The following is a 25,925-nucleotide window of genomic DNA, read 5'->3' as shown; positions in this document are numbered from 1 at the left end:
TTGCTGACGATGGCGATTTTGAAGACGCCATCGCGGGCAAGCCCTGCTCCTACAGTGAGCGGTCCGTTTACACAGGATCAGGCCGAAGCTTGACCTTCCGCCAGGAAGAACCAGGTTTCCAGTACGGAGTCCGGGTTCAACGAAACGCTTTCAATACCCTGCTCCATCAGCCACTTGGCCAGGTCTGGATGGTCCGAAGGCCCCTGACCGCAGATGCCGATGTATTTGCCGGCCTTGTTGCACGCGGCAATGGCATTGGCCAGCAGCTTCTTGACCGCAGGGTTACGCTCGTCGAACAAGTGCGCAATGATCCCGGAGTCACGGTCCAGGCCCAGGGTCAGCTGGGTCAGGTCGTTGGAGCCGATGGAGAAACCGTCGAAGAATTCAAGGAATTCTTCAGCCAGGATGGCGTTGGACGGCAGCTCGCACATCATGATCACGCGCAGACCGTTGTCGCCACGGGCCAAGCCGTTTTCCGCCAACAGATCAACCACCTGGCTCGCTTCACCCAGGGTACGAACGAACGGCACCATGATCTCGACGTTGGTCAGGCCCATCTCGTTGCGCACACGCTTGAGAGCGCGGCATTCGAGTTCGAAGCAGTCACGGAACGATTCGCTGATGTAACGCGAGGCGCCACGGAAGCCCAGCATCGGGTTCTCTTCTTCAGGCTCGTAGAGCTTGCCGCCGATCAGGTTGGCGTATTCGTTGGACTTGAAGTCCGAGAGACGCACGATGACTTTCTTTGGATAGAACGCAGCGGCCAGTGTGCTGATGCCTTCGACCAGTTTCTCGACGTAGAAGCCGACCGGATCGTTGTAGCCAGCGATACGCTTGTCGACGCTTTCCTTGATGTCTGCAGGCAGGCCGTCGTAGTTCAGCAGTGCCTTGGGGTGCACGCCGATCATGCGGTTGATGATGAATTCCAGGCGGGCCAGGCCTACACCGGCGTTCGGCAGTTGTGCGAAGTCGAAGGCGCGGTCAGGGTTGCCGACGTTCATCATGATCTTGAACGGCAGCTCCGGCATGGCGTCCACGGAGTTTTTCTTGATGTCGAAGCCCAGTTCGCCCTCGAAGATGAAGCCGGTATCGCCTTCCGCGCAGGAAACGGTTACGCCCTGGCCGTCTTTCAACAGCTGGGTGGCGTTGCCGCAACCCACCACGGCCGGGATGCCCAGCTCACGGGCGATGATCGCCGCGTGGCAGGTACGGCCGCCACGGTTGGTGACGATGGCGCTGGCGCGCTTCATGACCGGTTCCCAGTCCGGGTCGGTCATGTCGGACACCAGTACGTCGCCTGGCTGGACCTTGTCCATCTCGGACACGTCCTTGATGATGCGGACCTTGCCGGCGCCGATGCGCTGGCCGATGGCACGACCTTCAACCAGCACGGTGCCGGTTTCTTTCAGCAGGTAACGCTCCATGACGTTGGCCTGGGTGCGGCTCTTCACGGTTTCCGGACGGGCCTGCACGATGTACAGCTTGCCGTCGTCACCATCCTTGGCCCATTCGATGTCCATCGGGCACTGGTAGTGCTTCTCGATGATCATCGCTTGCTTGGCCAGCTCGCTGACTTCAGCGTCGGTCAGGCAGAAACGTGCGCGGTCAGCCTTGTTGACATCGACGGTCTTGACCGAACGACCGGCCTTGGCCTCGTCGCCGTAGATCATCTTGATGGCCTTGCTGCCCAGGTTGCGGCGCAGGATCGCCGGACGACCGGCGGCCAGCGTGCCTTTGTGAACGTAGAACTCATCCGGGTTCACTGCGCCTTGCACCACGGTTTCACCCAGGCCGTAGGCGCCGGTGATGAACACCACATCACGGAAGCCTGACTCGGTATCGAGGGTGAACATCACGCCGGCGGTGCCGGTTTCCGAGCGGACCATGCGCTGCACGCCGGCCGAAAGGGCGACCAGTTTGTGGTCGAAGCCCTGGTGTACGCGGTAAGAAATGGCACGGTCGTTGAACAGCGAAGCGAACACCTCTTTGGCAGCGCGAATGACGTTTTCGACACCACGGATGTTCAGGAAGGTTTCCTGCTGGCCGGCGAAGGACGCGTCCGGCAAGTCTTCGGCGGTAGCCGAAGAACGCACGGCCACGGCCATGTCAGGGTTGCCGGCGGACAGCGTGGCGAACGCGGTGCGGATTTCGGCGTTCAGCTTCTCAGGGAATTCGGCTTCCATGATCCATTGACGGATCTGGGCGCCGGTCTTGGCCAGGGCGTTCACGTCGTCGACGTCCAGGGCATCGAGCGCATCATGAATCTGCTGGTTCAGGCCGCTCAGTTCCAGGAAATCACGATATGCCTGAGCGGTCGTGGCGAAGCCACCGGGCACCGATACGCCGGCACCAGCAAGGTTGCTGATCATCTCGCCCAGGGATGCGTTCTTGCCCCCCACATGCTCTACATCATGGACGCCGAGCTTATCGAGGGAAACTACGTACTCTACCAAGGTGATCTCTCCACTAACTGTGTTGGAAAAGCTCAGAAACCGGCTGCTTAAGTGAGCATTTGCCGGCTATATGGCCTGGACCTGGAAAATAAGTGAGAATGCGGGCCAACGGTGGCCGGCAAATCGCGCCTATCATATCCAAGATTCGTCACTAGCTTAAGGCCCAAGGTGCAAATGAAACGATCTGCTTTCTTTATCTCCGATGGCACGGGCATTACCGCCGAAACCCTCGGCCAGAGCCTCCTGGCGCAGTTCGAAAACATTACCTTCAGCAAAGTCACGCGGCCGTACATCGACAACGTGGACAAAGCGCGGGCCATGGTACAACAAATCAACAAAGCCGCCGAAACCGACGGCTTTCGTCCGATTATCTTCGACACCATCGTCAATCAGGACATTCGTGAGATCCTCGCGACTTCCAATGGTTTCATGATCGACATTTTCTCGACGTTCCTGGCGCCGCTTGAACAGGAACTGACCGAGCATTCTTCCTACACCGTGGGCAAGTCCCACTCCATCGGCGCCAACACCAATTACATGGAGCGTATCGAGGCCGTTAACTTCGCCCTCGACAACGACGACGGCGCCCGCACGCACTATTACGACAAGGCCGACCTGATACTAGTGGGCGTGTCGCGATGTGGTAAGACGCCGACGTGCCTGTACATGGCGATGCAATTCGGCATCCGCGCGGCCAACTACCCGCTGACCGAAGACGACATGGAGCGCCTGCAACTGCCGTCCGCCCTGCGCGCCCACCAACACAAGCTGTTCGGCCTGACCATCGACCCGGACCGCCTCACCGCCATCCGCAACGAGCGCAAGCCCAACAGCCGTTATTCGAGCTACGCTCAGTGCGAGTTCGAAGTACGCGAGGTGGAAAACCTGTTTCGCCGCGAGAACATCCCGCACATCAATTCCACGCATTTTTCGGTGGAAGAAATCTCCGCGAAGATTCTCGTGGAGAAAGGCGTCGAGCGGCGGTTCAAGTAACTCTCGGTTGCCTGCTCCGGCCTCATCGCCAGCAGGCTGGCTCCCACATTGGTACTGCGGTGAACACAAAAACACTGTGGGAGCCAGCCTGCTGGCGATTGAACGATAACGCGCTCGCCCTAGATCACAAACAAATCCACAAACCGATTGACGGGCGTCGCCTCAAGCCGCGCCTGTTCCCTGCACAACTGAAAAATCTCTTCACTGCGCTGCCCGCTGAACCGTGTCAGCAAGTTCGCCCTGAACTTGTCCTCCAGCAACGGAATGCCTTCGACCCGGCGCCGACGATGGCCGATCGGGTACTCCACCACGACGTTCTCCGTGCTTGAACTATCCTTGAAAAACACCTGGACCGCGTTGGCAATGGAGCGCTTGTCGGCCTCCAGGTATTCACGGGTGAAACGCGGTTCCTCAACGATCACCATCTTGTCGCGCAACACATCGATGATCGGATGTGCCTTGTGGAAATCGTCTTCGTAATACTCGGCCACCAGCTTGCCGAAGGCCAACGGCACAGCGGTCATGTACTGGATGCAATGATCGCGGTCAGCGGCGTTGGCCAGCGGGCCGACCTTGGAAATGATGCGAATCGCCGATTCCTGGGTGGTGATCACGATCCTGTCGATTTCGTGCAGGCGATTGCGCACCTGCGGATGCAAGGTGACGGCTGCTTCACACGCCGTTTGCGCATGGAACTCGGCGGGGAAACTGATCTTGAACAACACGTTTTCCATCACATAACTGCCGTACGCCCGCGAGAAACTGAAGGCCCGTTTTTCCTCAGGCTTGAGCGCCAGATCGCTGTTGGTGTGGCTGAACAAAACGTCGTAAAAACCCCACTGCCTGGCACTCAGGACGCCTGGAATGCCCATCTCGCCGCGCATCGCCATGTCTGCCAGGCGTACGCCGCGACTCGACGCATCACCCGCCGCCCAGGATTTACGCGAACCGGCATTCGGCGCATGCCGGTAGGTACGCAGTGCCTGGCCGTCGGCAAAGGCGTGTGACAACGCCGACAACAACTGTTCGCGATTGGCCCCCATCAATTTGGCGGTGACCGCGGTGGAGGCGACTTTCACCAGAATGACGTGATCGAGACCGACACGGTTGAACGCGTTATCCAGGGCGATTACGCCTTGAATCTCGTGGGCCAGGATCATCGATTCAAGCACAGTGCGTACGGTCAGTGGCGCTTCGCCATTGGCCAGGCGCTTTTGTGATAAATGGTCAGCCACCGCAAGAATTCCGCCGAGGTTGTCCGACGGATGCCCCCATTCCGCCGCAAGCCAGGTGTCGTTGTAATCGAGCCAGCGCACGATGCAGCCGATATCCCACGCCGCCTTCACCGGATCGAGCCGATAACTGGTGCCCGGCACACGGGCACCGAACGGCACGACGGTGCCTTCAACCACAGGCCCCAGATGCTTGGTGCACTCGGGAAAACGCAAGGCCAGCAGACCGCAACCCAAGGTGTCGATCAGGCAGTTGCGGGCGGTATCCAGCGCTTCTTCGGATTCGATCTTGTAGTCGAGAACGTAATCGGCAATGTCCTGCAGGACCTTGTCGTACTCAGGGCGGTTGTTCAGGTCGACGTTGGCACTCATGTTCGATTCACTCTGCAAGTGGTTCGTTGATGGGACCTCGGGTCAGGGCTGACTTTTCTTTTTGTCGAAACGTGAACCTCTGTAGGAGCCAAGCTTGCTCGCGATAGCGGTGCATCAGGCAACACTGATGTTGAATGTTATGGCCTCATCGCGAGCAAGCTCGGCTCCTACAGGGTATGTGTGAGTTAGAACGAATCGCCGGGAATACGGACAAACCCTTCCATCAACACCCGCGCACTGCGGCTCATGATCGCTTTGTTCACCGTCCATTCACCGTTGACCTGGCTGGCTTCGGCGCCGACACGCAAGGTGCCCGATGGATGACCGAAGCGCACCGCGTTGCGTTCGATACCGCCCGCCGCGAGGTTAACCAGGGTGCCGGTAATCGCTGCCGCCGTGCCAATGGCGACTGCCGCCGTGCCCATCATTGCGTGGTGCAGTTTGCCCATGGACAGCGCACGCACCAACAGGTCGACATCGCCTGCCGCAATCGCTTTGCCGCTGGACGAAACATAGTCCGCCGGCTTGGCCACGAAAGCCACTTTCGGCGTGTGCTGCCGCTTGGCCGCTTCGTCGACGTTGGCGATCAGGCCCATGCGCAATGCGCCATAAGCGCGGATGGTTTCGAACATCAGCAAGGCTTTCGGATCACCGTTGATCGCGCCTTGCAGCTCGGTGCCCTTGTAGCCGATGTCTTCGGCGTTGACGAAAATCGTCGGGATGCCGGCGTTGATCATGGTCGCCTTGAACGTACCTACACCGGGTACTTCGAGGTCGTCCACCAGGTTGCCGGTAGGGAACATCGAACCGCCAGCGCCCTCTTCGTCCGCTGCCGGATCGAGGAATTCGATCTGCACTTCCGCCGCCGGAAAGGTCACGCCGTCGAGTTCGAAATCGCCGGTTTCCTGCACTTCACCATCGGTGATCGGCACATGAGCGATGATGGTCTTGCCGATGTTGGCCTGCCATACGCGAACCACGGCAACGCCGTTGTGCGGAATGCGGCTGGCATCGACCAGACCGTTGCTGACCGCGAACGAACCGACCGCTGCCGACAGGTTACCGCAGTTGCCGCTCCAGTCCACGAATGGCTTGTCGATGGAGACTTGACCGAACAGGTAGTCGACATCGTGATCAGCCTTGGTGCTTTTCGACAGGATCACGGTTTTGCTGGTGCTGGAGGTGGCGCCGCCCATGCCGTCGATTTGCTTGTCGTACGGGTCGGGGCTGCCGATCACCCGCAGCAGCAACGCATCGCGGGCCGGGCCTGGAACCTGGGCCGCTTCAGGCAAATCCTTCAGGCTGAAAAACACGCCTTTGCTGGTGCCGCCGCGCATGTAGGTCGCGGGAATCTTGATTTGCGGTGCATGAGCCATGGTGTTGCTTACTCCTTAGCTTGAAAACGGACACGGGACTCAAAGTCCCGTGTCGGTACAGCCTGTGTTAGACGGCTACTGCCGACTCTTCGAGGAAGTCCTGGGCGAAGCGTTGCAACACGCCGCCCGCCTCGTAGATCGACACTTCTTCGGCGGTGTCCAGACGGCAAGTCACCGGCACATCGACGCGCTCGCCATTCTTGCGATGGATCACCAGCGTCAGCTCGGCGCGTGGCGTGCGATCGCCAATCACGTCATAGGTTTCGCTGCCGTCGATGGCCAGGGTGTGGCGGTTGGTGCCAGGCTTGAACTCCAGCGGCAACACGCCCATGCCCACCAGATTGGTGCGGTGGATGCGCTCGAAACCTTCGGCGGCAATCGCTTCGACACCGGCCAGGCGCACGCCCTTCGCCGCCCAGTCACGGGACGAACCCTGACCGTAGTCGGCACCGGCAATGATGATCAGCGGTTGCTTGCGATCCATGTAGGTTTCAATCGCTTCCCACATGCGCATCACTTTGCCTTCCGGCTCGACGCGGGCCAGCGACCCCTGCTTGACCTTGCCGTTTTCCACAACCATTTCGTTGAACAGTTTCGGGTTGGCGAACGTGGCCCGCTGCGCGGTCAGGTGGTCGCCACGGTGCGTTGCGTAAGAGTTGAAGTCCTCCTCCGGCAGGCCCATTTTTGCCAGGTATTCGCCGGCGGCGCTGTCGAGCATGATGGCGTTGGAAGGCGACAGGTGATCGGTGGTGATGTTGTCTGGCAGCACCGCCAGCGGACGCATGCCCTTGAGCGGACGCGCGCCGGCCAGTGCGCCTTCCCAGTACGGCGGACGACGGATGTAGGTGCTCATTTCGCGCCACTCGTACAACGGCGCGACTTTCGGGCCGGTGTCTTCGTGGATGGCGAACATCGGGATGTAGACCTGACGGAACTGTTCCGGCTTCACCGAGGCTTTCACCACGGCGTCGATTTCTTCGTCGCTCGGCCAGATATCCTTGAGGCGGATTTCCTTGCCGTCGACCACGCCCAGCACGTCCTTCTCGATGTCGAAACGGATGGTGCCGGCAATCGCATACGCAACCACCAACGGCGGCGAAGCGAGAAATGCCTGCTTGGCGTACGGGTGAATCCGACCGTCGAAGTTACGGTTGCCGGACAACACTGCCGTGGCGTACAGATCGCGATCGATGATCTCTTGCTGGATCACCGGGTCCAGTGCACCGGACATACCGTTGCAGGTGGTGCAAGCGAAGGCCACGACGCCAAACCCGAGTTGTTCCAGCTCCTCGGTCAGGCCGGCTTCGTCGAGGTACAGGGCCACGGTTTTCGAACCCGGCGCCAGGGACGACTTGACCCATGGCTTGCGGGTCAAGCCGAGCTTGTTGGCGTTGCGCGCCAGCAGGCCAGCGGCGATCACGTTGCGCGGGTTACTGGTGTTGGTGCAGCTGGTGATGGCGGCGATGATCACCGCGCCGTCCGGCATCTGGCCTGGCACATCCTCCCATTTACCGGAGATGCCTTTGGCGGCCAGGTCCGACACCGCCACCCGGGCGTGCGGGTTGCTCGGGCCGGCCATGTTGCGCACCACTGAAGACAGATCGAAAGTCAGGCCGCGCTCATATTGCGCGCCTTTGAGGCTGTCGGCCCACAGGCCGGTGGTCTTGGCGTAGTTCTCGACCAACTGCACCTGCTCGTCTTCACGACCGGTGAGCTTGAGGTAGTCGATGGTCTGCTGGTCGATGTAGAACATCGCCGCCGTGGCGCCGTACTCCGGGGCCATGTTGGAGATGGTCGCGCGGTCGCCGAGGGTCAGCGCGGAAGCGCCTTCACCGAAGAACTCCAGCCAGGCACCGACCACTTTTTGCTTGCGCAGGAACTCGGTCAGCGCCAGCACCATATCGGTAGCGGTGATGCCCGGATGCAGTTTGCCCGTGAGTTCGACGCCAACGCTTTCCGGCAGGCGCATCCACGACGCGCGGCCGAGCATCACGCTCTCGGCTTCGAGGCCACCGACACCGATGGCGATCACGCCCAGCGCATCGACATGCGGGGTGTGGCTGTCAGTGCCGACGCAGGTATCAGGGAACGCAACGCCGTCACGCACCTGGATCACCGGAGACATTTTCTCCAGGTTGATCTGGTGCATGATGCCGTTGCCCGGCGGGATCACGTCGACGTTCTTGAACGCCTTCTTGGTCCAGTTGATGAAGTGGAAACGGTCTTCGTTGCGACGGTCTTCGATGGCGCGGTTCTTCTCGAACGCCTCTGGATCGAAGCCACCACGTTCGACGGCCAGGGAGTGGTCGACGATCAGTTGCGTCGGCACCACCGGATTGACTTGCGCCGGGTCGCCGCCTTGCAGGGCGATGGCGTCACGCAGGCCGGCGAGGTCGACCAGGGCGGTCTGGCCGAGGATGTCGTGGCACACCACACGGGCCGGGAACCACGGGAAATCGAGGTCGCGCTTGCGTTCGATGAATTGCTTGAGCGATTCGGTGAGCGTGGCCGGATCGCAGCGACGCACAAGGTTTTCCGCCAGCACTCGAGAGGTGTAAGGCAGGGTGTCGTAGGCGCCGGGAGCAATGGCCTCGACTGCCGCGCGGACGTCGAAGTAATCCAGTTTGCTGCCGGGCAGCGATTTGCGGAATTTCGTGTTCATCGTCAGGACTCGGTCACGGTAAATACAAAGGGTGGGGCTGGCGCCGGATTCGAAATCAACACAATCCACTGTGGGAGCGGGCTTGCCCGCGATTGCGGTGGGTCAGCCGACACATGTGTCGAATGTGACTCCGTCATCGCGGGCAAGCCCGCTCCCACAGGGATCTACGCTGTATCCAGATCCCTGCAACAGCCTCCACCATTCAGCGTTGTTCGATTGGCACGAACTTGCGCTGTTCGACGCCGGTGTACTCGGCGCTCGGGCGGATGATGCGGTTGTTGGCGCGTTGTTCGTACACGTGGGCCGCCCAGCCGGTCAGGCGCGAGCAGACGAAAATCGGTGTGAACAACTTGGTCGGAATGCCCATGAAGTGGTACGCCGAGGCATGGTAGAAGTCGGCGTTCGGGAACAGCTTCTTCTGTTCCCACATGGTGGCGTCGATGGCCTCGGACACCGGGAACAACACCTTGTCGCCCACTTCGTCGGCGAGTTTTTTCGACCAGCCCTTGATCACCTCGTTGCGCGGATCGTTGTCCTTATAGATCGCGTGACCGAAGCCCATGATCTTGTCCTTGCGCGCCAGCATGCCGAGGGTGCCCTCGACCGCCTCTTCCGGCGACGAGAAGCGCTCGATCATTTCCATCGCCGCTTCGTTGGCACCGCCGTGCAGCGGGCCGCGTAGCGAACCGATGGCCGCGGTAATGCACGAATACAGGTCCGACAAGGTGGAGGCGCAAACCCGTGCGGTGAAGGTCGAGGCGTTGAACTCGTGCTCGGCGTAGAGGATCAGCGAAACGTTCATCACCTTGACGTGCAGCTCGCTTGGCTTCTTGCCGTGCAGCAGGTGCAGGAAGTGGCCGCCGATGGACTGTTCGTCGCTCACGCAATCGATGCGCTTGCCTTCGTGGCTGAAGCGATACCAGTAGGTCATGATCGCCGGGAATGCCGCCAGCAGTCGGTCGGTCTTGTCGTGTTGCTCGGAGAAATTGTTCTCCGGCTCGAGGTTGCCCAGGAACGAGCAACCGGTACGCATCACGTCCATCGGGTGGGCGTCGGCGGGGATGCGCTCGAGCACTTCTTTCAGCGCTTGCGGCAGGTCGCGCAGCTTGCTCAGCTTGGCGATGTAGGCGCTCAGCTGCGCCTTAGTCGGCAGTTCGCCGTACAGCAGCAGGTAAGCGACTTCTTCGAACTGTGCGTCAGCCGCCAGTTCACGAACGTCATAACCACGATAGGTCAGACCGGCACCCGACTGGCCCACGGTGGACAGTGCGGTTTGCCCGGCAACCTGGCCACGGAGCCCGGCGCCACTGAGTACTTTTGCTTCGGCCATTTCTGTCTCCAATATTCTTGAATTTGTCAGAGAAAACTTATCTCGCTTCCTGTAGTAGCGAGCCTGCTCGCGATGCGGGGTATCAGGCTTCCCGCGTCAACATTGGCGTCCATCGCGAGCAAGCTTCGCTCCTACAGGGCGTTCTTTACTTCTTCGCCGCAAACAACGCATCGAGCTTCTGCTCGAAGGTGTGGTAGTCGATGCGATCGTAAAGCTCCATGCGAGTCTGCATGGTGTCGATGACGTTCTGTTGCGTGCCGTCGCGGCGGATCGCGGTGTAGACGTTTTCTGCCGCCTTGTTCATGGCACGGAAAGCCGACAGCGGGTACAGCACCAGCGAAACGTCGGCAGCGGCCAGTTGTTCGGTGGTGTACAGCGGTGTCGCGCCGAATTCGGTGATGTTGGCCAGGATCGGTGCTTTCACGCGGTTGGCGAACAACTTGTACATCTCAAGTTCAGTGATGGCTTCCGGGAAGACCATGTCGGCACCGGCCTCGATGCACGCGGCGGCGCGATCCAGGGCAGACTCCAGGCCTTCCACCGCCAGGGCGTCGGTTCGGGCCATGATCACAAAGCTGTCATCGGTGCGGGCATCGACGGCGGCTTTGATACGGTCAACCATTTCCTGCTGGCTCACGATCTCTTTATTAGGACGGTGACCACAACGCTTGGCGCCGACCTGGTCTTCGATGTGAATCGCCGCCGCGCCGAACTTGATCATCGACTTCACGGTACGGGCAACGTTGAAGGCCGAGGAACCGAAACCGGTGTCCACGTCCACCAGCAGCGGCAAGTCGCAGACATCCGTGATGCGGCGCACGTCGGTCAGCACGTCATCCAGGCCGGTGATGCCCAGGTCCGGAACACCGAGGGAGCCAGCAGCCACCCCGCCACCGGAGAGGTAGATCGCCTTGAAACCGGCGCGCTTGGCCAGCAACGCGTGGTTGGCATTGATGGCGCCGACCACTTGCAATGGATGCTCGCTGGCGACCGCATCGCGGAAACGCTGGCCTGGAGTGCTCTTGTTGGAACTCATGACTCACCTCGTTTGGCTGTCGGGTTAACGCCGTCCTGGTAATGACGGGCGATGTTGCGTTTGGAGGCGCCGATGTGGCGGCGCATCAACAACTCGGCCAGCTCACCGTCACGGTCGGCGATGGCATCGAGAATTCGGTGGTGTTCGGCAAAAGCCTGGTGCGGGCGATTGGGCGTGGTGGAAAACTGGATGCGGTACATACGCACCAGTTGATACAGCTCGCCGCAAAGCATTTGCGTCAAGGTGCGGTTGCCGCTGCCCTGGATGATCCGGTAGTGGAAGTCGAAATCGCCTTCCTGCTGGTAGTAACCGCGGCCGGCCTGGAATGCCTCATCGCGCTCGTGGGTTTCGAGGACGCGACGCAGCTCGTCGATTTCTTCGACGCTCATGCGCTCGGCCGCCAGACGACAGGCCATGCCTTCGAGGGACTCGCGAATTTCGTAGAGTTCGATCAACTCGGCATGGTTGAGCGACACCACCCGTGCGCCGACGTGCGGCACGCGCACCAGCAGGCGCTGGCCTTCCAGGCGGTGGATGGCCTCGCGCAGCGGGCCTCGGCTGATGCCATAGGTACGGGCCAGCTCCGGCTCGGAGATTTTGCTGCCCGGAGCGATTTCGCCCTTGACGATGGCCGCCTGGATACGGCGGAAGACGTTCTCGGAAAGCGTCTCCGAATCGTCTTGGGTAGAAACCGGGGGATCGAGTTGATCCAACATATTGTCGACACCTTGAAAGCCAATGCCGCAAAAACTAACGAATACGCAGGGCTTAGTCAAAGGATAAATAGATATTGTCGACAATCGTCTAATAACCGCTTTGTTTTATGTTCGTTCCTGCGCTCTGCGCAGGAACGCCGCCTGGAACGCTCCACGTTCCCCAGCGACGCCGGGCTCGAGTCCTGATGCGGAGCGTCACTGGATGCGTTTCCACGCAGAGCGTCGGAACGACCAACAATGCGGCGCCCTCTGTTTATAGCCACCGGCCAGCGCTGGCGCCAACAAACCACCGTGCTAGAATGCCGCCCGCATTTGTTTGTCACATCTGCACGGTCTGTCATAAAACACTGATAGGCATACGAAGGAGCTTGCGCAGCAATGCCAGGGTCTTGAATCGAAGTACGGCCCGCTGCGCACCAGGATTTATGAGACTCAAGCCCTTTTCCACCTTCCTTTTTATTCTTTGCCTGCCGGGTTTTGCCGCGGCGGGGGAAAAGACTGTGTACGGCCTCAATGAATACGCTTCCCTGGGCGGTATCGACCTGGAAGTGGCCGCCAAACTCGACACCGGGGCGAAGACCGCCTCCCTGAGTGCCCGCGACATCAAGCGCTTCAAGCGCAATGGCGAATCCTGGGTGCGCTTCTACCTGGCCATCGATGCCGCTCATTCACACCCGATCGAACGACCGCTGGCCCGTGTCAGCAAGATCAAGCGCCGAGCCGGTGACTACGATCCTGAAGAAGGCAAGAAGTACACCGCCCGTCCGGTGATCGAGCTGGATATCTGCATGGGCTCGGCTTTACGCAGTATCGAAGTGAACCTAACGGACCGAAGTGCCTTCCAATACCCGCTCCTGATCGGCTCCGAAGCGCTCAAACGCTTTGATGCGCTGGTCGACCCCAGTCTTAAATACGCTGCCGGCAAACCCGCCTGCGCTACCGACGCTCATACCGCAGAGTAATTCCAATGCGCTCTCTTACCCTTCATCTGAAAATGTTGATCGCCATCCTGGTGGTGCTGGGCATTTCAGTTACGGCCTATCAGATCTTCGTGCTCGGCATTCCCGTCACCGAGGACGCCACCGACGACTTGTGGAACATCGACGCCAAGGTCGAGTTCGTCGCCAGTGCCAAAGACCCGGTCAAGATCCAGATGTTCGTGCCGCCGCTGAGCCGTGACTATGTCAGCCTCAACGAGAGCTTCATCTCCAACAACTACGGCGTGGCCGTGAACCGCGTTGACGGCAACCGCAAGGTGACCTGGTCGGCGCGCCGGGCCAAGGGCAACCAGACGCTGTATTACCGCTTGGTGCTGACCAAGCGCTACACCGCTGAAAAAGCCAAGATCAAAGGCCCGACCTTCCGCGACAGCATCGCCATCGAAGGCCCTGAAAAAATCGCTGCCGAAGCCTTGCTCGCGCCGATCCGCCAGCATTCGGCCGACGTCGAGACCTTCATCAGCGAAGCCATCAAGCGGGTCAACAACAGCAACGACGACAACGCCAAGATGCTCCTGGCTGGCGATCCGACCCCGGCGCACAAGGCGAAGATCGTCGAACTGCTGTTGTCCATCGCCCACGTCCCGGTGGAAAAGGTCCACACCGTCCGTCTGGTGGCCGACCAACCACAGACACCGGAACTCTGGTTGCGCAGCTTCAACGGCACCGACTGGCTGTATTTCAACCCGGAGACCGGCGAACAGGGTCTGCCGACCGACCGCCTGCTGTGGTGGACCGGCGATGAAAACCTGATCACCGTCGATGGCGGCAAGAAAGCCACTGTCACTTTCAGCATGAACAACAGCGAAATGAACGCCATTCGCCTGGCCAAGCTGACGGATGAAAACACCGACGCCAACTTCCTCGAATACTCGCTGTACGGCCTGCCGCTGCAAACCCAGCAGACGTTCATGATCATGGTGATGATCCCGATTGGCGTGCTGGTGATCCTGGTCCTGCGCAACCTGATCGGCATCCAGACACTGGGCACGTTCACGCCGGTGCTGATTGCCCTGGCCTTCCGCGAAACCCAGCTCGGCTTCGGCATCGTGCTGTTTACCATCATCACGGCGTTGGGGCTGTCGCTGCGCTCCTACCTCGAACACCTCAAGCTGCAAATGCTGCCAAGGCTTTCGGTAGTGCTGACCTTTGTCGTGGTGTTGATCGCAGCCATCAGTTTGTTCAGCCACAAACTCGGTCTGGAACGCGGGCTTTCGGTTGCACTGTTCCCGATGGTGATTCTGACCATGACCATCGAACGCCTATCGATCACCTGGGAAGAGCGCGGCGGTGGCCATGCCATGAAAGTGGCGATCGGCACCCTGTTCGCCGCCTCCCTGGCGCACCTGATCATGAGCGTGCCGGAGCTGGTGTACTTCGTGTTCACCTTCCCGGCGGTCCTGCTGATTCTGGTGGGCTTCATGCTGGCGATGGGTCGCTATCGCGGTTATCGCCTGACCGAACTGGTGCGTTTCAAGGCTTTCCTGAAAAAGGCTGACGCTTGATGTTCGGCTTCTGGAAAACCTGGAAGGCCCTGGAAGCCCGGGGCATCATGGGCATCAATCGGCGTAACGCCGACTATGTGCTCAAGTACAACAAGCGCAGCCTGTACCCGATCGTCGATGACAAGATCATCACCAAGGAGCGCGCCACCGCCGCCGGCATCCATGTGCCGGAACTGTATGGCGTGATCTCCACGGAGAAGGAAATCGACAAGCTCGGCGAGATCATCGGTGGGCGCAACGACTTCGTGATCAAACCGGCCCAGGGTGCCGGCGGCGATGGCATCATCGTGGTAGCCGACCGTTTCGAGGGCCGCTATCGCACGGTGTCAGGCAAGATCGTCGCCCACGAAGAGCTTGAGCACCATATCTCCAGCATCCTCACCGGCCTGTATTCGCTGGGCGGCCACCGTGACCGGGCGCTGATCGAATATCGAGTGATCCCGGACCAGATTTTCAAGAGCATCAGCTACGAAGGCGTGCCGGATATCCGCATTATCGTGCTGATGGGTTACCCGGTGATGGCCATGCTGCGCCTGCCGACCCGTCAGTCCGGCGGCAAGGCCAACCTGCACCAGGGTGCCATCGGCGTCGGCGTCGACCTCGCCACCGGCTTGACCCTGCGCGGCACCTGGCTGAACAACATCATCGCCAAGCACCCGGACACCACCAACGCGGTGGATGGCGTGCAACTGCCCTACTGGGACGGTTTCATGAAGCTCGCCGCCGGTTGCTATGAATTGTGTGGGCTGGGTTACATCGGTGTCGACATGGTGCTGGACCAGGAAAAAGGCCCGCTGATTCTGGAGCTCAATGCCCGGCCGGGCCTGAACATTCAGATTGCCAACGATTGCGGACTGACGCTGCGTACCCATGCCGTCGAGGCACGACTGGAAGAGTTGAAGGCCCGCGGCGCGACTGAAACCGTCGAAGAGCGGGTGGCGTACGTGCAGGAGATGTTTGGGCATATTCCGCCGGTCGAGGGCTGATCCTGATCTGATCGTTCCCACGCTCTGCGTGGGAATGCCTCAATGGACGCTCTGCGTCCGCTTTGGGACGCGGAGCGTCCCGGGCTGCATTCCCACGCAGAGCGTGGGAACGATCGACGAAAGCACTCAACCTGCCAATCCCCGACATCCCTCTAGGAGCAAATCCCCGAGGGGACTACAATCGCCACCCCGCCTCGATGGCTGATCCAACCCGCCCATGCTGACCTGCTCCGTACACCCGCTGCCCTATCGCGCCAACCCCGCCGAGTACTTCGCGGCCATTCGTCATGCCCCTGGCGCCGTGCTGCTCGACAGCGGCCGCCCCAACGCCGACCGTGGCCGCTTCGACTTGCTCAGCGCCTGGCCGCTGGAACAACTCACGGTTTCGCCTGACGAAAATGGCGGCGATTTCCTGCAACGCCTTCGCGACAATCTGACACGACTGGGTGAAGCACAGGTTCCCCATGAGCTGCCGTTCGCCGGTGGCCTGATCGGCTACCTCAGCTATGACTTCGGCCGCCATCTGGAGAATCTCCCCAGCCAGGCGCAGGACGACCTGCAATTGCCGGACGCGCGTTTCGGTTTATACGACTGGGCGCTGATCAGCGATCACCAGCAGATGACCAGCCAGCTGGTGTTCCACCCGACATTGGCCGACAGCGAACGTCAGCGCCTGATCCAGCTGTTCAGCCACCCCGCCGGCGAAACAGTCCTGCCATTCAAATTGCAATCGCCGATGAATGCCGATCTGAGTGCCGATCAGTATCGCCAGGCCATCGAGCGTATTGAGCAATACATCCAGGCCGGCGACTGCTATCAGGTCAACTTCGCCCAGCGTTTTCGCGCGCCTTGCGCGGGTGATCCATGGGCGGCCTATAACGCATTGCGGCTGGCGTGCCCGACACCGTTTTCCGGGTTCCAGAGCCTGCCCGACGGCGGCGCCGTGCTCAGCCTGTCACCGGAGCGGTTCGTCAAAGTCAGCAAGGGCCATGTCGAAACCCGCCCGATCAAAGGCACACGCCCGCGCGGCCTGACGCCTGTCGAAGATGCGGCAAACGCTGCCGAACTGCTGGCCAGCCCCAAGGACCGCGCAGAGAACCTGATGATCGTCGATTTGCTGCGCAACGACCTGGGCCGCACCTGCCGCACCGGTTCGGTCTCGGTGCCGGAACTGTTCAGCCTGGAAAGCTACCCGAACGTGCATCACCTGGTGAGCAGCGTGACCGGAGAATTGGCGGATGATCGCGATGCGCTGGACCTGATCGCCGGCAGCTTCCCTGGTGGTTCGATTACCGGCGCGCCGAAAATCCGCGCGATGCAGATCATCGATGAGCTGGAGCCCACCCGGCGCGGGCTGTATTGCGGTTCTTTGCTGTACCTGGACGTGCGCGGCGAAATGGACAGTTCCATCGCCATTCGCAGCCTGTTGGTCAAGGATGGGCAGGTGTGTTGCTGGGGCGGTGGCGGAATCGTCGCGGACTCCGAGTGGCAGGCCGAGTATCAGGAATCGATCACCAAGGTGAAGGTCCTGCTCGATACCCTGCAGAACCTATAGCCTTTAGTGGCGAGGGAGCTTGCTCCCGCTGGGGTGCGAAGCATCCCCAAACCAGACACCGCCTACAGTCAGATAGAAGGCATGACCGGGTTGCGATTGCTGCGCAGCCGAGCGGGAGCAAGCTCCCTCGCCACAGGTGATGTTTACAAACTCAAGGTACGGTTGGAAGCCTTGATGAACTCCTGCTTCAGTTCCTCAAACGTATGCACCGCCGGGAACTGCGGGAACTCTGCAATGACGTTATCCGGCGCGTGGAACAGAATCCCCGCATCCGCTTCGCCCAGCATCGTGGTGTCGTTGTAGGAATCCCCCGCCGCAATCACTCGGTAGTAAAGGCTCTTGAACGCCAGGACTGACTGACGCTTGGGATCTTTCTGACGCAACTGATAGCTCGTCACCCGCCCACTGTCATCGGTGATCAGACGATGGCAGAGCAAGGTCGGAAAGCCCAACTGACGCATCAGCGGCTGGGAGAATTCGTAGAAGGTGTCCGACAGGATCACCACCTGAAAGCGTTCGCGCAGCCAATCGACGAACTCGATGGCGCCGTCCAGCGGCTTGAGGGTGGCGATCACTTCCTGAATATCCGAAAGCTTCAGGCCGTGCTCGTCGAGAATCCGCAGGCGCTGTTTCATCAGCACGTCATAGTCGGGAATGTCCCGAGTGGTGGCCCTGAGGGATTCGATCCCGGTTTTTTCGGCGAAGGCGATCCAGATTTCCGGAACCAGCACACCTTCAAGATCCAGACAGGCAATTTCCACAAGACACTCCCATTTGTATTGTTTATTGGTCGAGCGAGCTAAAAGACTGCCGAACTCTAGCGATTCCGCCCCCACCGCGCAACGCAGAGGACGCCCCGACCGACGCCGCTTTTTGTTACCATCGGCCCCATATAGAGCGCCCAGCGCCACCGACCTGTAGGAAGCCGCCCTGATGAGCCCAACGTTCGACGTCGTGGAACTCGCCACGACCTATGCCAACAAATCCGCCCAGGACATCCTGAAACTCGCGTTCGCCGAGTTCGGCGATGACTTGTGGATATCTTTCAGCGGTGCCGAGGATGTGGTGCTGGTGGACATGGCCTGGAAGCTGAACAAGAACGTCAAGGTGTTCAGCCTCGACACCGGCCGCCTGCATCCCGAGACGTACCGTTTCATCGATCAGGTGCGCGAGCACTACAAGATCGACATCGAACTGATGTCACCGGACTACACCAGGCTCGAACCGTTCGTGAAAGAAAAAGGCCTGTTCAGTTTCTACAAGGACGGTCATGGCGAATGCTGCGGCATCCGCAAGATCGAGCCGCTGCGACGCAAACTCTCCGGCGTGAAAGCCTGGGCCACCGGCCAGCGTCGCGACCAGAGCCCCGGTACCCGCAGCGCTGTTGCGGTGATGGAGATCGACACCGCGTTCTCCACCCCGGAACGCACCTTGTACAAATTCAACCCGCTGGCACAGATGTCCAGCGAAGAAATCTGGGGTTACATCCGCATGCTGGAATTGCCCTACAACAGCCTGCATGAACGCGGCTTCATCAGTATCGGCTGCGAGCCCTGCACTCGTCCGGTGCTGCCGAACCAGCACGAGCGCGAAGGCCGCTGGTGGTGGGAAGAAGCCACCCAGAAAGAATGCGGGCTGCATGCCGGCAACATCATCAGCAAATCCAACACATAAACCACTGTAGGAGCGAGCCTGCTCCGGGCGGCGTTCCGACGATGGTCGTCAACGATAACGCTGGGTGACTGATACCCCGATGCGTTCTCGGGTTCATCGCGAGCAGGCTCGCTCCTACAGGACGCATGACCCTCTCAACAAATGTGTACACACGAATGTCACCATCGGTGCCATTTATGTGTGCACTTTTCTTTTAAACGCCCCCTAAAGTTACATTTCTGCTGGTGCATGACGGCGTCAGCCCTGCGCAGAAATTCCCTTCCTGAAATAAATACCTGTTCAAACGGTCAATTTATATCGACGATATTTCAGTGACTTGGCGAAAAGCCATAACAAAACGAAATGAACAACGGAGTTCATAGAACGTAAGGCTGGCATGGATCTCGCTTAAGTGCATGCATGTTTTGTATACAATGCATTCAAAACATACACACACTTTAGATCCGCAAGCCTGAAACGCCCTATCCCGTACAGGCTGCAGATGCCCCGTAACCAATGATATTCGCTACACCGCGACGAAGATTTGTCGAGCCATGCGCTCATGCACAGTCATCGCGGCGTCGAGCATCAGGAGCCTGCCGGAATGCCTACAAGTCTTTCAAACAACAAACTTGCGCTGGATCTGCCCTCCTCCCACACCCCACCAACCGCTGTCGATCAGTTCCTTGATTCCTATGTGGTGCTCAGTCCTCGCCTGCACAACAAAGACCTCGCGCCGACCAAAGCCGAAGGCCGGCGCTGGGGTCGCTACAGCATCTTCGCGTTGTGGACCAACGACGTGCACAACATCGCCAACTATTCGTTTGCTATCGGTCTTTATGCGTTAGGCCTTGGCGCTTGGCAGATTCTCCTGTCCCTGGGGATCGGCGCAGCGCTGGTGTATTTCTTCATGAACCTGTCTGGCTACATGGGCCAGAAAACCGGTGTGCCGTTTCCGGTCATCAGCCGGATCAGCTTCGGCATACACGGGGCGCAAATTCCTGCGTTGATCCGCGCGGTCATCGCCATCGCCTGGTTCGGCATTCAGACGTACCTGGCCTCGGTGGTCTTTCGCGTCTTGCTGACGGCGATCCACCCCGGCTTCGCCGAGTATGACCACGACTCGATCCTCGGGCTGTCGACCCTGGGCTGGGTCTGCTTCGTGGCGATCTGGTTCGTGCAGCTGGCGATCCTCGCCTACGGCATGGAAATGGTGCGGCGCTATGAGGCGTTTGCCGGACCGGTGATTCTGCTGACCGTCGCCGCCCTCGCCGGCTGGATGTATTTCCAGGCCGACGCAACCATCGCCTGGTCAATTCGCGAACCGCTGAGCGGTGGCGAGATGTGGCGCAACATCTTTGCCGGTGGTGCGCTGTGGCTGGCGATCTACGGCACGCTGATCCTGAACTTCTGCGACTTCGCCCGTTCATCGCCGTGTCGCAAAACCATCAAGGTCGGAAATTTCTGGGGCCTGCCGGTCAATATTCTGGTGTTCGCCGCCATTACTGTCCTGCTGTGCGGCGCTCAATTTCAGATCAATGGCCACATCATTGAAAGTCCTACAGAGATTATCGCCTCGATCCCCAACACGTTCTTCCTGGTCCTCGGCTGCCTGGCATTCCTGATCGTCACCGTGGCGGTGAATATCATGGCCAACTTCGTTGCCCCGGCGTTCGTGCTCAGTAATCTGGCGCCGAAGTACCTGACGTTCCGTCGTGCCGGCCTCATCAGCGCGGCCATCGCCGTGCTGATCCTGCCGTGGAACCTCTATAACAGCCCGCTGGTGATCGTGTACTTCCTCTCTGGCCTCGGCGCCCTGCTGGGTCCGCTGTACGGCGTGATCATGGTCGACTACTGGCTGCTACGAAAAGGCCGGATCAACGTGCCGCAGTTGTACAGCGAGGACCCGAACGGCGCTTATTACTACAGCCGTGGGGTCAATTTGCGCGCCGTGGCGGCGTTTATTCCCGCAGCGTTGATCGCCATCGTCCTGGCACTGGTACCGGGCTTTCATTTGGTGTCGCCATTCTCCTGGCTGATCGGCGCTGCGATTGCAGGGTTGCTTTACCTGATCATCGCCAAACGCCAACCGCACTACGCCGACATCAGCGGCGAAGCCATCGCGGTCGACAACGCCAGCCACTGACTCCATCGCGGCCTGCCAGCGTCGGGCCGCGAAACCACCCGCTATAAGGAGCTCCCATGCGAATTCTCGTGGTCAACGTCAACACCACCGAATCCATCACCCAGGCCATCGCCCGCTCTGCCCAGGCGGTGGCCGCGCCCGGCACGGAAATCGTTGGCTTGACACCCTTCTTCGGTGCCGACTCCATCGAAGGCAATTTCGAAAGCTACCTGGCCGCCATCGCCGTCATGGACCGGGTGATGTCCTACGATCAGCCATTCGATGCCGTGATCCAGGCCGGATACGGCGAACACGGTCGCGAAGGCTTGCAGGAGCTGCTCAACGTCCCGGTGGTGGACATCACCGATGCCGCGGCGAGTACCGCGATGTTTCTCGGTCATGCGTACTCGGTGGTGACCACCCTCGATCGCACGGTGCCGCTGATCGAGGATCGCCTGAAACTCTCGGGTCTCTGGGATCGCTGCGCGTCGGTGCGGGCCAGCGGGTTGGCGGTGCTGGAACTGGAGCACGAGCCGCAACGCGCACTGGAGGCCATCGTGCATCAAGCGGAGTTGGCAGTGACTCAGGACAAAGCGGAAGTCATCTGCCTGGGCTGCGGCGGCATGGCCGGGCTCGACGAGCAGATTCGCCAGCGTACCGGGGTGCCGGTGGTGGATGGCGTAACGGCGGCGGTGACCATTGCCGAGTCGTTGGTGCGTTTGCGGTTGTCGACGTCAAAAGTGCGCACGTATGCGACGCCACGACCGAAGAACATCATTGGCTGGGCGCAGAAGTTCATGCGCTAGATCGCGTTATCGTTCATCGCCGACAAGCCCGGCTCCCACTGGATCTGTGGGAGCATGGCTTGCCCGCGATGGCAGCACCTCGGTATTGTGCCTGACTGAAACCGCACTGAACCACATTCCCCCCCCTGCGTACTGCCCTGACAGCATCCTCGCCAAAACGAAGCCATCGCACCCGGCCATTCCGTGACCTGTCGGTACCAGGCATGAACGCTGAACCCTCGCGTGTCGATATCAGGCCAGGAGGCGACGCGGACAGGCAACTGAATCGTCGGACAAGCCGGGTAAGGTGACGCGTCTTTTCATCTCAAAAACCACATCACGATGATGGGTTTGATAAGAACAGCAGCGTTTGAACGGTGCCGCTTTGAATGGGTGCACAGCAGTCGACGAATGATGGTTCGTCGCTGTTATCAACACGCTTAAATGTCGATCAGCAGAGAAAAATAAACCAATGATTAGCCCGAGCTCAAAGGATTCCAATGGCCAATTGGCGCAGGGCTTCAAGCCTCGTCACGTAACAATGCTATCCATCGCCGGGATTATCGGCGCCGGTTTATTCGTTGGCTCAGGACACGCTATTGCAGCGGCTGGCCCGGCAGTCCTGCTGGCCTATCTGTTCTCCGGTCTGCTCGTCGTTCTGGTCATGCGCATGCTCGGCGAAATGGCGGTAGCCAACCCGGACACAGGCTCGTTCTCCACTTATGCCGACCAAGCGATAGGTCGCTGGGCTGGCTTCACTATCGGCTGGCTGTATTGGTGGTTCTGGGTGCTGGTGATCCCTATCGAAGCGTTGGCCGCAGGCCACGTGTTGAACCAGTGGTTCCCTCAGATTGATTCCTGGTTGTTCGCTTTGGTGTCGATCATTGCTTTAGTGATTACCAATCTGTTCAGTGTTTCCAAATACGGCGAATTCGAATTCTGGTTTGCCATGGCCAAGGTGGTGGCGATCATTGGTTTCATCGGCGTGGGTTTCGCCGTGTTGATGGGTTGGGTTCCCGACCGAGAGGTCAGCGGCTTGAGCGGCCTGATGGCCGAACACGGCGGGTTTGCCCCTAACGGCCTGTCGGCGGTGGTAGGTGCCTTCATCACGATCATGTTCAGTTTCATTGGGACCGAGGCGGTCACCATCGCTGCCGCCGAATCCAATAATCCGGCGCAGAACATTGCCAAGGCCACGCGTTCGGTGATCTGGCGCATCGGGGTGTTTTACCTGCTATCGATTTTCGTCGTCATCTCCGTGGTGCCCTGGAACGATCCACTGCTCGCCCAGGTAGGTTCCTACCAGCGCGCACTGGAAATCATGAACATTCCCCACGCCAAGTTCATGGTGGACGTGGTGGTCCTGATCGCCGTAGCCAGTTGCATGAACTCCTCGATCTACATTGCTTCGCGCATGCTGTATTCGCTGGGCCGCCGTGGAGACGCGCCGAAAGCGCTGAAGGCAACCTCCTCGGAAGGCGTGCCGCGTGCAGCAGTCATTGCCAGCACCCTGCTGGGCGCGTTGATCACTGTGTGGAGCTACTTCATGCCCGCCGGGCTGTTCAACTTTCTGCTCGCCAGCTCCGGTGCGATTGCCTTGCTGGTGTACCTGGCCATTGCGGTGTCGCAGCTGCGCATGCGCCGAATGTTGCGTCGGCAGAACATCGAGCTGACCTTTCGCATGTGGCTGTTTCCATGGCTGACCTGGCTGGTCATTGTGTTCATCTGCGCAGCGCTGGCCGTCATGATGATCACCCCGGAGCACCGCACCGAAGTCAGTTCAACCATCGGACTGGCGTTGGCGATTTCCCTTATCGGCCTGTTGACGTCGCGTCACCCCGCCCAGGCTGCGAGCGTGACCTCGGTGGGATAAACCACAAAGGTACACGCGTAAATGGTAATACCGCCCACGCCAAGCGTGGCGGTATTACTCGTTCCAGCCGCTCAGACCGCAACCGATCCCTGCCAGGAAATGCCCCCGATGTCATCGAAGCCCACCGTGCCCGACGGTACGACTCAATCCGTCGGTTTTCTGCTGCTGGATCAATTCACCCTGATTTCCTTGGCATCCGCGGTCGAGCCATTGCGCATGGCCAATCAGTTGTCGGGGCGAGAGCTGTATCGCTGGCATACATTCAGCTCCGATGGAGCGCCTGTCTGGGCCAGTGACGGTGTGTCGATCACGCCGGATGCTTCATGGAACAATCCCTGCGTCGCGGACACGGTCATCGTGTGCGGTGGTATCGGCATCCAAAGCGTGATTACCCGCGAACACGTTACCTGGCTGCAAGCCTTGGCACGTCAATCCAGACGATTAGGTGGCGTGTGCACCGGAAGCTGGGCACTCGCAAAAGCCGGGCTTCTCGACGGCTACGAGTGCAGCGTGCATTGGGAATTTCTGGCCGCCATGCAGGAGGCTTTTCCACGCGTGAGCATCAGTGCAAGTCTCTTCACCCTGGACCGAAACCGGCTCACTAGCTCCGGGGGAACAGCGCCACTCGACATGATGCTGCACCTGATCGGTCGCGATCATGGTCGTGAATTGTCTGCAGCCATTTCCGAGATGTTTGTTTACGAGCGGATACGCGACGAACAGGACCACCAGCGCGTTCCGCTCAGGCATGTGCTGGGCACTCATCAACCCAAGCTGCAGGAGATCGTAGCGTTGATGGAAGCCAATCTCGAAGAGCCGATCGAGCTGGATAATCTTGCAGAATATGTGGCTTTATCACGTCGACAGCTGGAGCGGCTATTTCAGAAATACCTGCACTGTACGCCGTCACGCTACTACCTGAGGTTACGTCTTGTTCGGGCGCGGCAACTGCTCAAGCAAACATCGATGTCGATCATTGAGTTGGCGTATGTCTGCGGTTTCGTCTCCACGCCGCACTTTTCCAAGTGCTATCGCGAGTACTTTGGTGTGCCCCCCAGTGAAGAGCGTACCGCTAGCGACATGAGCCGCAAACCGCCATCACGGGAGACGATGCAGCCGTCATCGTCCAAACCACTGACAGCATTCGACCAGGCACGAAACGAATCCACCTTTGCCAGTGTTCGAATGATTGATCGTTCTCAATTGTCGCAATCATGCTGACTGGCCGCGCCTGTCGCGCCTCGGTCGACCGCCATGCTCAAAGCGCACTGAACCGCCCCGCCAATCCCCGCTCTGCAAACTGCTCAATAATGAAATCGACAAACGCCCGGGTCTTGCCCGGCAACAGTTTGTGCTCGGCGTAATAGATCGAGATATTGCCGTCATCGACATACCAGTCCGGCAAAACCCGCTGCAAGGTTCCGGCCTCCAGATAGCCCACGGCGAATGGCATGCTCACCAGCGCAATGCCGAGGCCTTGGGTCGCCGTGGCACAGGCGGCTTCCGAATCACTCATGGTCATGCGCGCCTTGAGGGTCAGCGGACTGTGTTGCTGAGTGCGGCTGGTCAATTGCCAGGAACGCACGCGCCCCGTCTGCGGCGAACGAATCAGAATGCCGTCGTGTTGCCCGAGATCGTCGGGTTCGACAATGGCTGCACGCTTGGCCAGGTAATCGGTGCTCGCCACCAACACCCGATGGGCCGGCGTCAGTTTGCGCGCCACCACGCCTTGAGGCAGTTCGAATCCGCCACCAATCGCCGCATCGAAACCCTGACCGATCAGATCCACCTGGCGGTTATCGAAATGCCAGTCAGGATTGATCGCCGGATAACGCCGCAAAAATTCCCCCAGCAACGGCACGATGTACAAACGTCCGAACACCGTGCCCATGCTGACCTTCAGCGTTCCGGCCGGACGTCCCTCGGCGCTGGCGAGGTTGGCCACCGCATTCTGGATGGTGTGCAGACTGGCGCTCACCTCACTCAGAAACAAATGACCGGCCTCGGTCAGCGTCAGGCTGCGGGTACTGCGTTGAAACAACCGCACGCCCAGCCGTGCTTCCAGCTTGGCCACGCTCTTGCCCACCGCCGCAGGCGTCAGGCTCAGGCGGCGCGCGGCTTCGGCGAAGCTGCCGACTTCGGCGCTGCGCACAAAGCATTCGATACTGCTGAAGGTTTCCATAGGCGCCACTATAAACTTTTGGTTTACACAGACTATCTCAATTGCGGTCTACTCAGAGGGTAATCCTCAATCGATACTAGGCTCCATCAACCC

General features: G+C 59.7%; 19 protein-coding genes. 10 read left to right on the top strand and 9 right to left on the bottom strand.

Annotated features, from left to right (window positions below):
• Window positions 1-77 precede the first annotated feature (77 nt).
• The gene (ppsA, locus tag D8U73_RS26010; RefSeq protein ID WP_130906140.1) at window positions 78-2,453 is read right to left on the bottom strand and encodes a phosphoenolpyruvate synthase; all 2,376 of its coding nucleotides are present in this window, start codon (window positions 2,451-2,453) and stop codon (window positions 78-80) included.
• 174 nt (window positions 2,454-2,627) lie between these two features.
• On the opposite strand from ppsA, the gene D8U73_RS26000 reads away from it, so the two are divergent.
• Window positions 2,628-3,446 (top strand): pyruvate, water dikinase regulatory protein, encoded by an 819-nt coding sequence (locus tag D8U73_RS26000; RefSeq protein WP_056856958.1) that lies wholly within the window; start codon window positions 2,628-2,630, stop codon window positions 3,444-3,446.
• Between the two features lie 119 nt (window positions 3,447-3,565).
• On the opposite strand, the gene prpD is transcribed toward D8U73_RS26000, so the two are convergent.
• From prpD to D8U73_RS25965, 6 genes are all read right to left on the bottom strand, one after another.
• A complete protein-coding gene (gene prpD, locus D8U73_RS25995) occupies window positions 3,566-5,050 on the bottom strand; it encodes a 2-methylcitrate dehydratase (protein ID WP_130906139.1) in 1,485 nt (494 codons plus the stop codon).
• A gap of 185 nt (window positions 5,051-5,235) precedes the next feature.
• Entirely contained in the window at window positions 5,236-6,426 is a 1,191-nt protein-coding gene (gene prpF, locus D8U73_RS25990; protein WP_056856956.1) for a 2-methylaconitate cis-trans isomerase PrpF, read from the bottom strand.
• Window positions 6,427-6,493: 67 nt separating this feature from the next.
• The gene (acnD, locus tag D8U73_RS25985; protein ID WP_130906138.1) at window positions 6,494-9,088 is read right to left on the bottom strand and encodes a Fe/S-dependent 2-methylisocitrate dehydratase AcnD; all 2,595 of its coding nucleotides are present in this window, start codon (window positions 9,086-9,088) and stop codon (window positions 6,494-6,496) included.
• 202 nt (window positions 9,089-9,290) lie between these two features.
• Entirely contained in the window at window positions 9,291-10,418 is a 1,128-nt protein-coding gene (gene prpC, locus D8U73_RS25975) for a 2-methylcitrate synthase (protein ID WP_130906137.1), read from the bottom strand.
• 145 nt (window positions 10,419-10,563) lie between these two features.
• The gene (gene prpB, locus D8U73_RS25970) at window positions 10,564-11,454 is read right to left on the bottom strand and encodes a methylisocitrate lyase (RefSeq protein ID WP_056856953.1); all 891 of its coding nucleotides are present in this window, start codon (window positions 11,452-11,454) and stop codon (window positions 10,564-10,566) included.
• Window positions 11,451-12,170, bottom strand: a complete 720-nt coding sequence (locus D8U73_RS25965) for a GntR family transcriptional regulator (RefSeq protein WP_056856952.1) — start codon at window positions 12,168-12,170, stop codon at window positions 11,451-11,453. Before D8U73_RS25965 ends, prpB begins: the two co-directional genes overlap by 4 nt.
• A 425-nt stretch (window positions 12,171-12,595) precedes the next feature.
• Between D8U73_RS25965 and D8U73_RS25960 the strand changes: the two genes are divergently transcribed.
• The 4 genes from D8U73_RS25960 (at window position 12,596) to pabB (ending at window position 17,214) form a co-directional block, all read left to right on the top strand.
• The gene (locus tag D8U73_RS25960; RefSeq protein WP_130906136.1) at window positions 12,596-13,132 is read left to right on the top strand and encodes an ATP-dependent zinc protease; all 537 of its coding nucleotides are present in this window, start codon (window positions 12,596-12,598) and stop codon (window positions 13,130-13,132) included.
• A 5-nt stretch (window positions 13,133-13,137) separates the two neighbouring features.
• Entirely contained in the window at window positions 13,138-14,673 is a 1,536-nt protein-coding gene (locus D8U73_RS25955; RefSeq protein ID WP_056856950.1) for an inactive transglutaminase family protein, read from the top strand.
• Window positions 14,673-15,659, top strand: coding sequence for an alpha-L-glutamate ligase-like protein (locus D8U73_RS25950; RefSeq protein ID WP_130906135.1), 987 nt, complete (start codon window positions 14,673-14,675; stop codon window positions 15,657-15,659). Before D8U73_RS25955 ends, D8U73_RS25950 begins: the two co-directional genes overlap by 1 nt.
• Before the next feature lie 217 nt (window positions 15,660-15,876).
• Window positions 15,877-17,214 (top strand): aminodeoxychorismate synthase component I, encoded by a 1,338-nt coding sequence (pabB, locus tag D8U73_RS25940; RefSeq protein ID WP_130906133.1) that lies wholly within the window; start codon window positions 15,877-15,879, stop codon window positions 17,212-17,214.
• 143 nt (window positions 17,215-17,357) lie between these two features.
• Here the strand turns inward: pabB and thrH are convergent, their stop codons facing one another.
• Window positions 17,358-17,975: a bifunctional phosphoserine phosphatase/homoserine phosphotransferase ThrH gene (thrH, locus tag D8U73_RS25935; protein ID WP_056856947.1), complete on the bottom strand. Its 618-nt coding sequence runs from the start codon at window positions 17,973-17,975 to the stop codon at window positions 17,358-17,360.
• Between the two features lie 172 nt (window positions 17,976-18,147).
• Here thrH and D8U73_RS25930 point away from each other — a divergent pair, with 172 nt between their 5' ends.
• From D8U73_RS25930 to D8U73_RS25910, 5 genes are all read left to right on the top strand, one after another.
• On the top strand, window positions 18,148-18,888 hold the full coding sequence (locus D8U73_RS25930; protein ID WP_130906132.1) for a phosphoadenylyl-sulfate reductase: 741 nt from the start codon (window positions 18,148-18,150) through the stop codon (window positions 18,886-18,888).
• Between the two features lie 583 nt (window positions 18,889-19,471).
• Complete coding sequence (locus tag D8U73_RS25925; RefSeq protein WP_130906131.1) at window positions 19,472-21,013, top strand: NCS1 family nucleobase:cation symporter-1; 1,542 nt, start codon at window positions 19,472-19,474, stop codon at window positions 21,011-21,013.
• A 56-nt stretch (window positions 21,014-21,069) separates the two neighbouring features.
• Entirely contained in the window at window positions 21,070-21,798 is a 729-nt protein-coding gene (locus D8U73_RS25920; RefSeq protein ID WP_130906130.1) for an aspartate/glutamate racemase family protein, read from the top strand.
• A 451-nt stretch (window positions 21,799-22,249) separates the two neighbouring features.
• A complete protein-coding gene (gene gabP / locus D8U73_RS25915; RefSeq protein ID WP_130906129.1) occupies window positions 22,250-23,650 on the top strand; it encodes a GABA permease in 1,401 nt (466 codons plus the stop codon).
• A 108-nt stretch (window positions 23,651-23,758) separates the two neighbouring features.
• Window positions 23,759-24,871, top strand: a complete 1,113-nt coding sequence (locus D8U73_RS25910) for a GlxA family transcriptional regulator (protein ID WP_130906128.1) — start codon at window positions 23,759-23,761, stop codon at window positions 24,869-24,871.
• A 37-nt stretch (window positions 24,872-24,908) separates the two neighbouring features.
• Here D8U73_RS25910 and D8U73_RS25905 read toward each other — a convergent pair whose 3' ends face one another.
• Entirely contained in the window at window positions 24,909-25,832 is a 924-nt protein-coding gene (locus tag D8U73_RS25905; RefSeq protein ID WP_056856941.1) for a LysR family transcriptional regulator, read from the bottom strand.
• Window positions 25,833-25,925 lie beyond the last annotated feature (93 nt).

Source organism: Pseudomonas sp. Sample_22, assembly GCF_004307635.1.
Lineage (GTDB): Bacteria > Pseudomonadota > Gammaproteobacteria > Pseudomonadales > Pseudomonadaceae > Aquipseudomonas.
The sequence above is the reverse complement of the archived record's forward strand: the minus strand, read 5'-3'. Positions and strand labels throughout refer to the sequence as shown.

Bases quoted from the DNA above. Each gene is read 5' to 3' on its own strand.
- D8U73_RS26000 (WP_056856958.1), top strand. From the start codon at position 2,628: ATGAAACGATCTGCTTTCTTTATCTCCGATGGCACGGGCATTACCGCC.
- prpD (WP_130906139.1), bottom strand. From the start codon at position 5,050: ATGAGTGCCAACGTCGACCTGAACAACCGCCCTGAGTACGACAAGGTC.
- prpF (WP_056856956.1), bottom strand. From the start codon at position 6,426: ATGGCTCATGCACCGCAAATCAAGATTCCCGCGACCTACATGCGCGGC.
- acnD (WP_130906138.1), bottom strand. From the start codon at position 9,088: ATGAACACGAAATTCCGCAAATCGCTGCCCGGCAGCAAACTGGATTAC.
- prpC (WP_130906137.1), bottom strand. From the start codon at position 10,418: ATGGCCGAAGCAAAAGTACTCAGTGGCGCCGGGCTCCGTGGCCAGGTT.
- prpB (WP_056856953.1), bottom strand. From the start codon at position 11,454: ATGAGTTCCAACAAGAGCACTCCAGGCCAGCGTTTCCGCGATGCGGTC.
- D8U73_RS25965 (WP_056856952.1), bottom strand. From the start codon at position 12,170: ATGTTGGATCAACTCGATCCCCCGGTTTCTACCCAAGACGATTCGGAG.
- D8U73_RS25960 (WP_130906136.1), top strand. From the start codon at position 12,596: ATGAGACTCAAGCCCTTTTCCACCTTCCTTTTTATTCTTTGCCTGCCG.
- D8U73_RS25955 (WP_056856950.1), top strand. From the start codon at position 13,138: ATGCGCTCTCTTACCCTTCATCTGAAAATGTTGATCGCCATCCTGGTG.
- D8U73_RS25950 (WP_130906135.1), top strand. From the start codon at position 14,673: ATGTTCGGCTTCTGGAAAACCTGGAAGGCCCTGGAAGCCCGGGGCATC.
- pabB (WP_130906133.1), top strand. From the start codon at position 15,877: ATGCTGACCTGCTCCGTACACCCGCTGCCCTATCGCGCCAACCCCGCC.
- D8U73_RS25930 (WP_130906132.1), top strand. From the start codon at position 18,148: ATGAGCCCAACGTTCGACGTCGTGGAACTCGCCACGACCTATGCCAAC.
- D8U73_RS25925 (WP_130906131.1), top strand. From the start codon at position 19,472: ATGCCTACAAGTCTTTCAAACAACAAACTTGCGCTGGATCTGCCCTCC.
- D8U73_RS25920 (WP_130906130.1), top strand. From the start codon at position 21,070: ATGCGAATTCTCGTGGTCAACGTCAACACCACCGAATCCATCACCCAG.
- gabP (WP_130906129.1), top strand. From the start codon at position 22,250: ATGATTAGCCCGAGCTCAAAGGATTCCAATGGCCAATTGGCGCAGGGC.
- D8U73_RS25910 (WP_130906128.1), top strand. From the start codon at position 23,759: ATGTCATCGAAGCCCACCGTGCCCGACGGTACGACTCAATCCGTCGGT.
- D8U73_RS25905 (WP_056856941.1), bottom strand. From the start codon at position 25,832: ATGGAAACCTTCAGCAGTATCGAATGCTTTGTGCGCAGCGCCGAAGTC.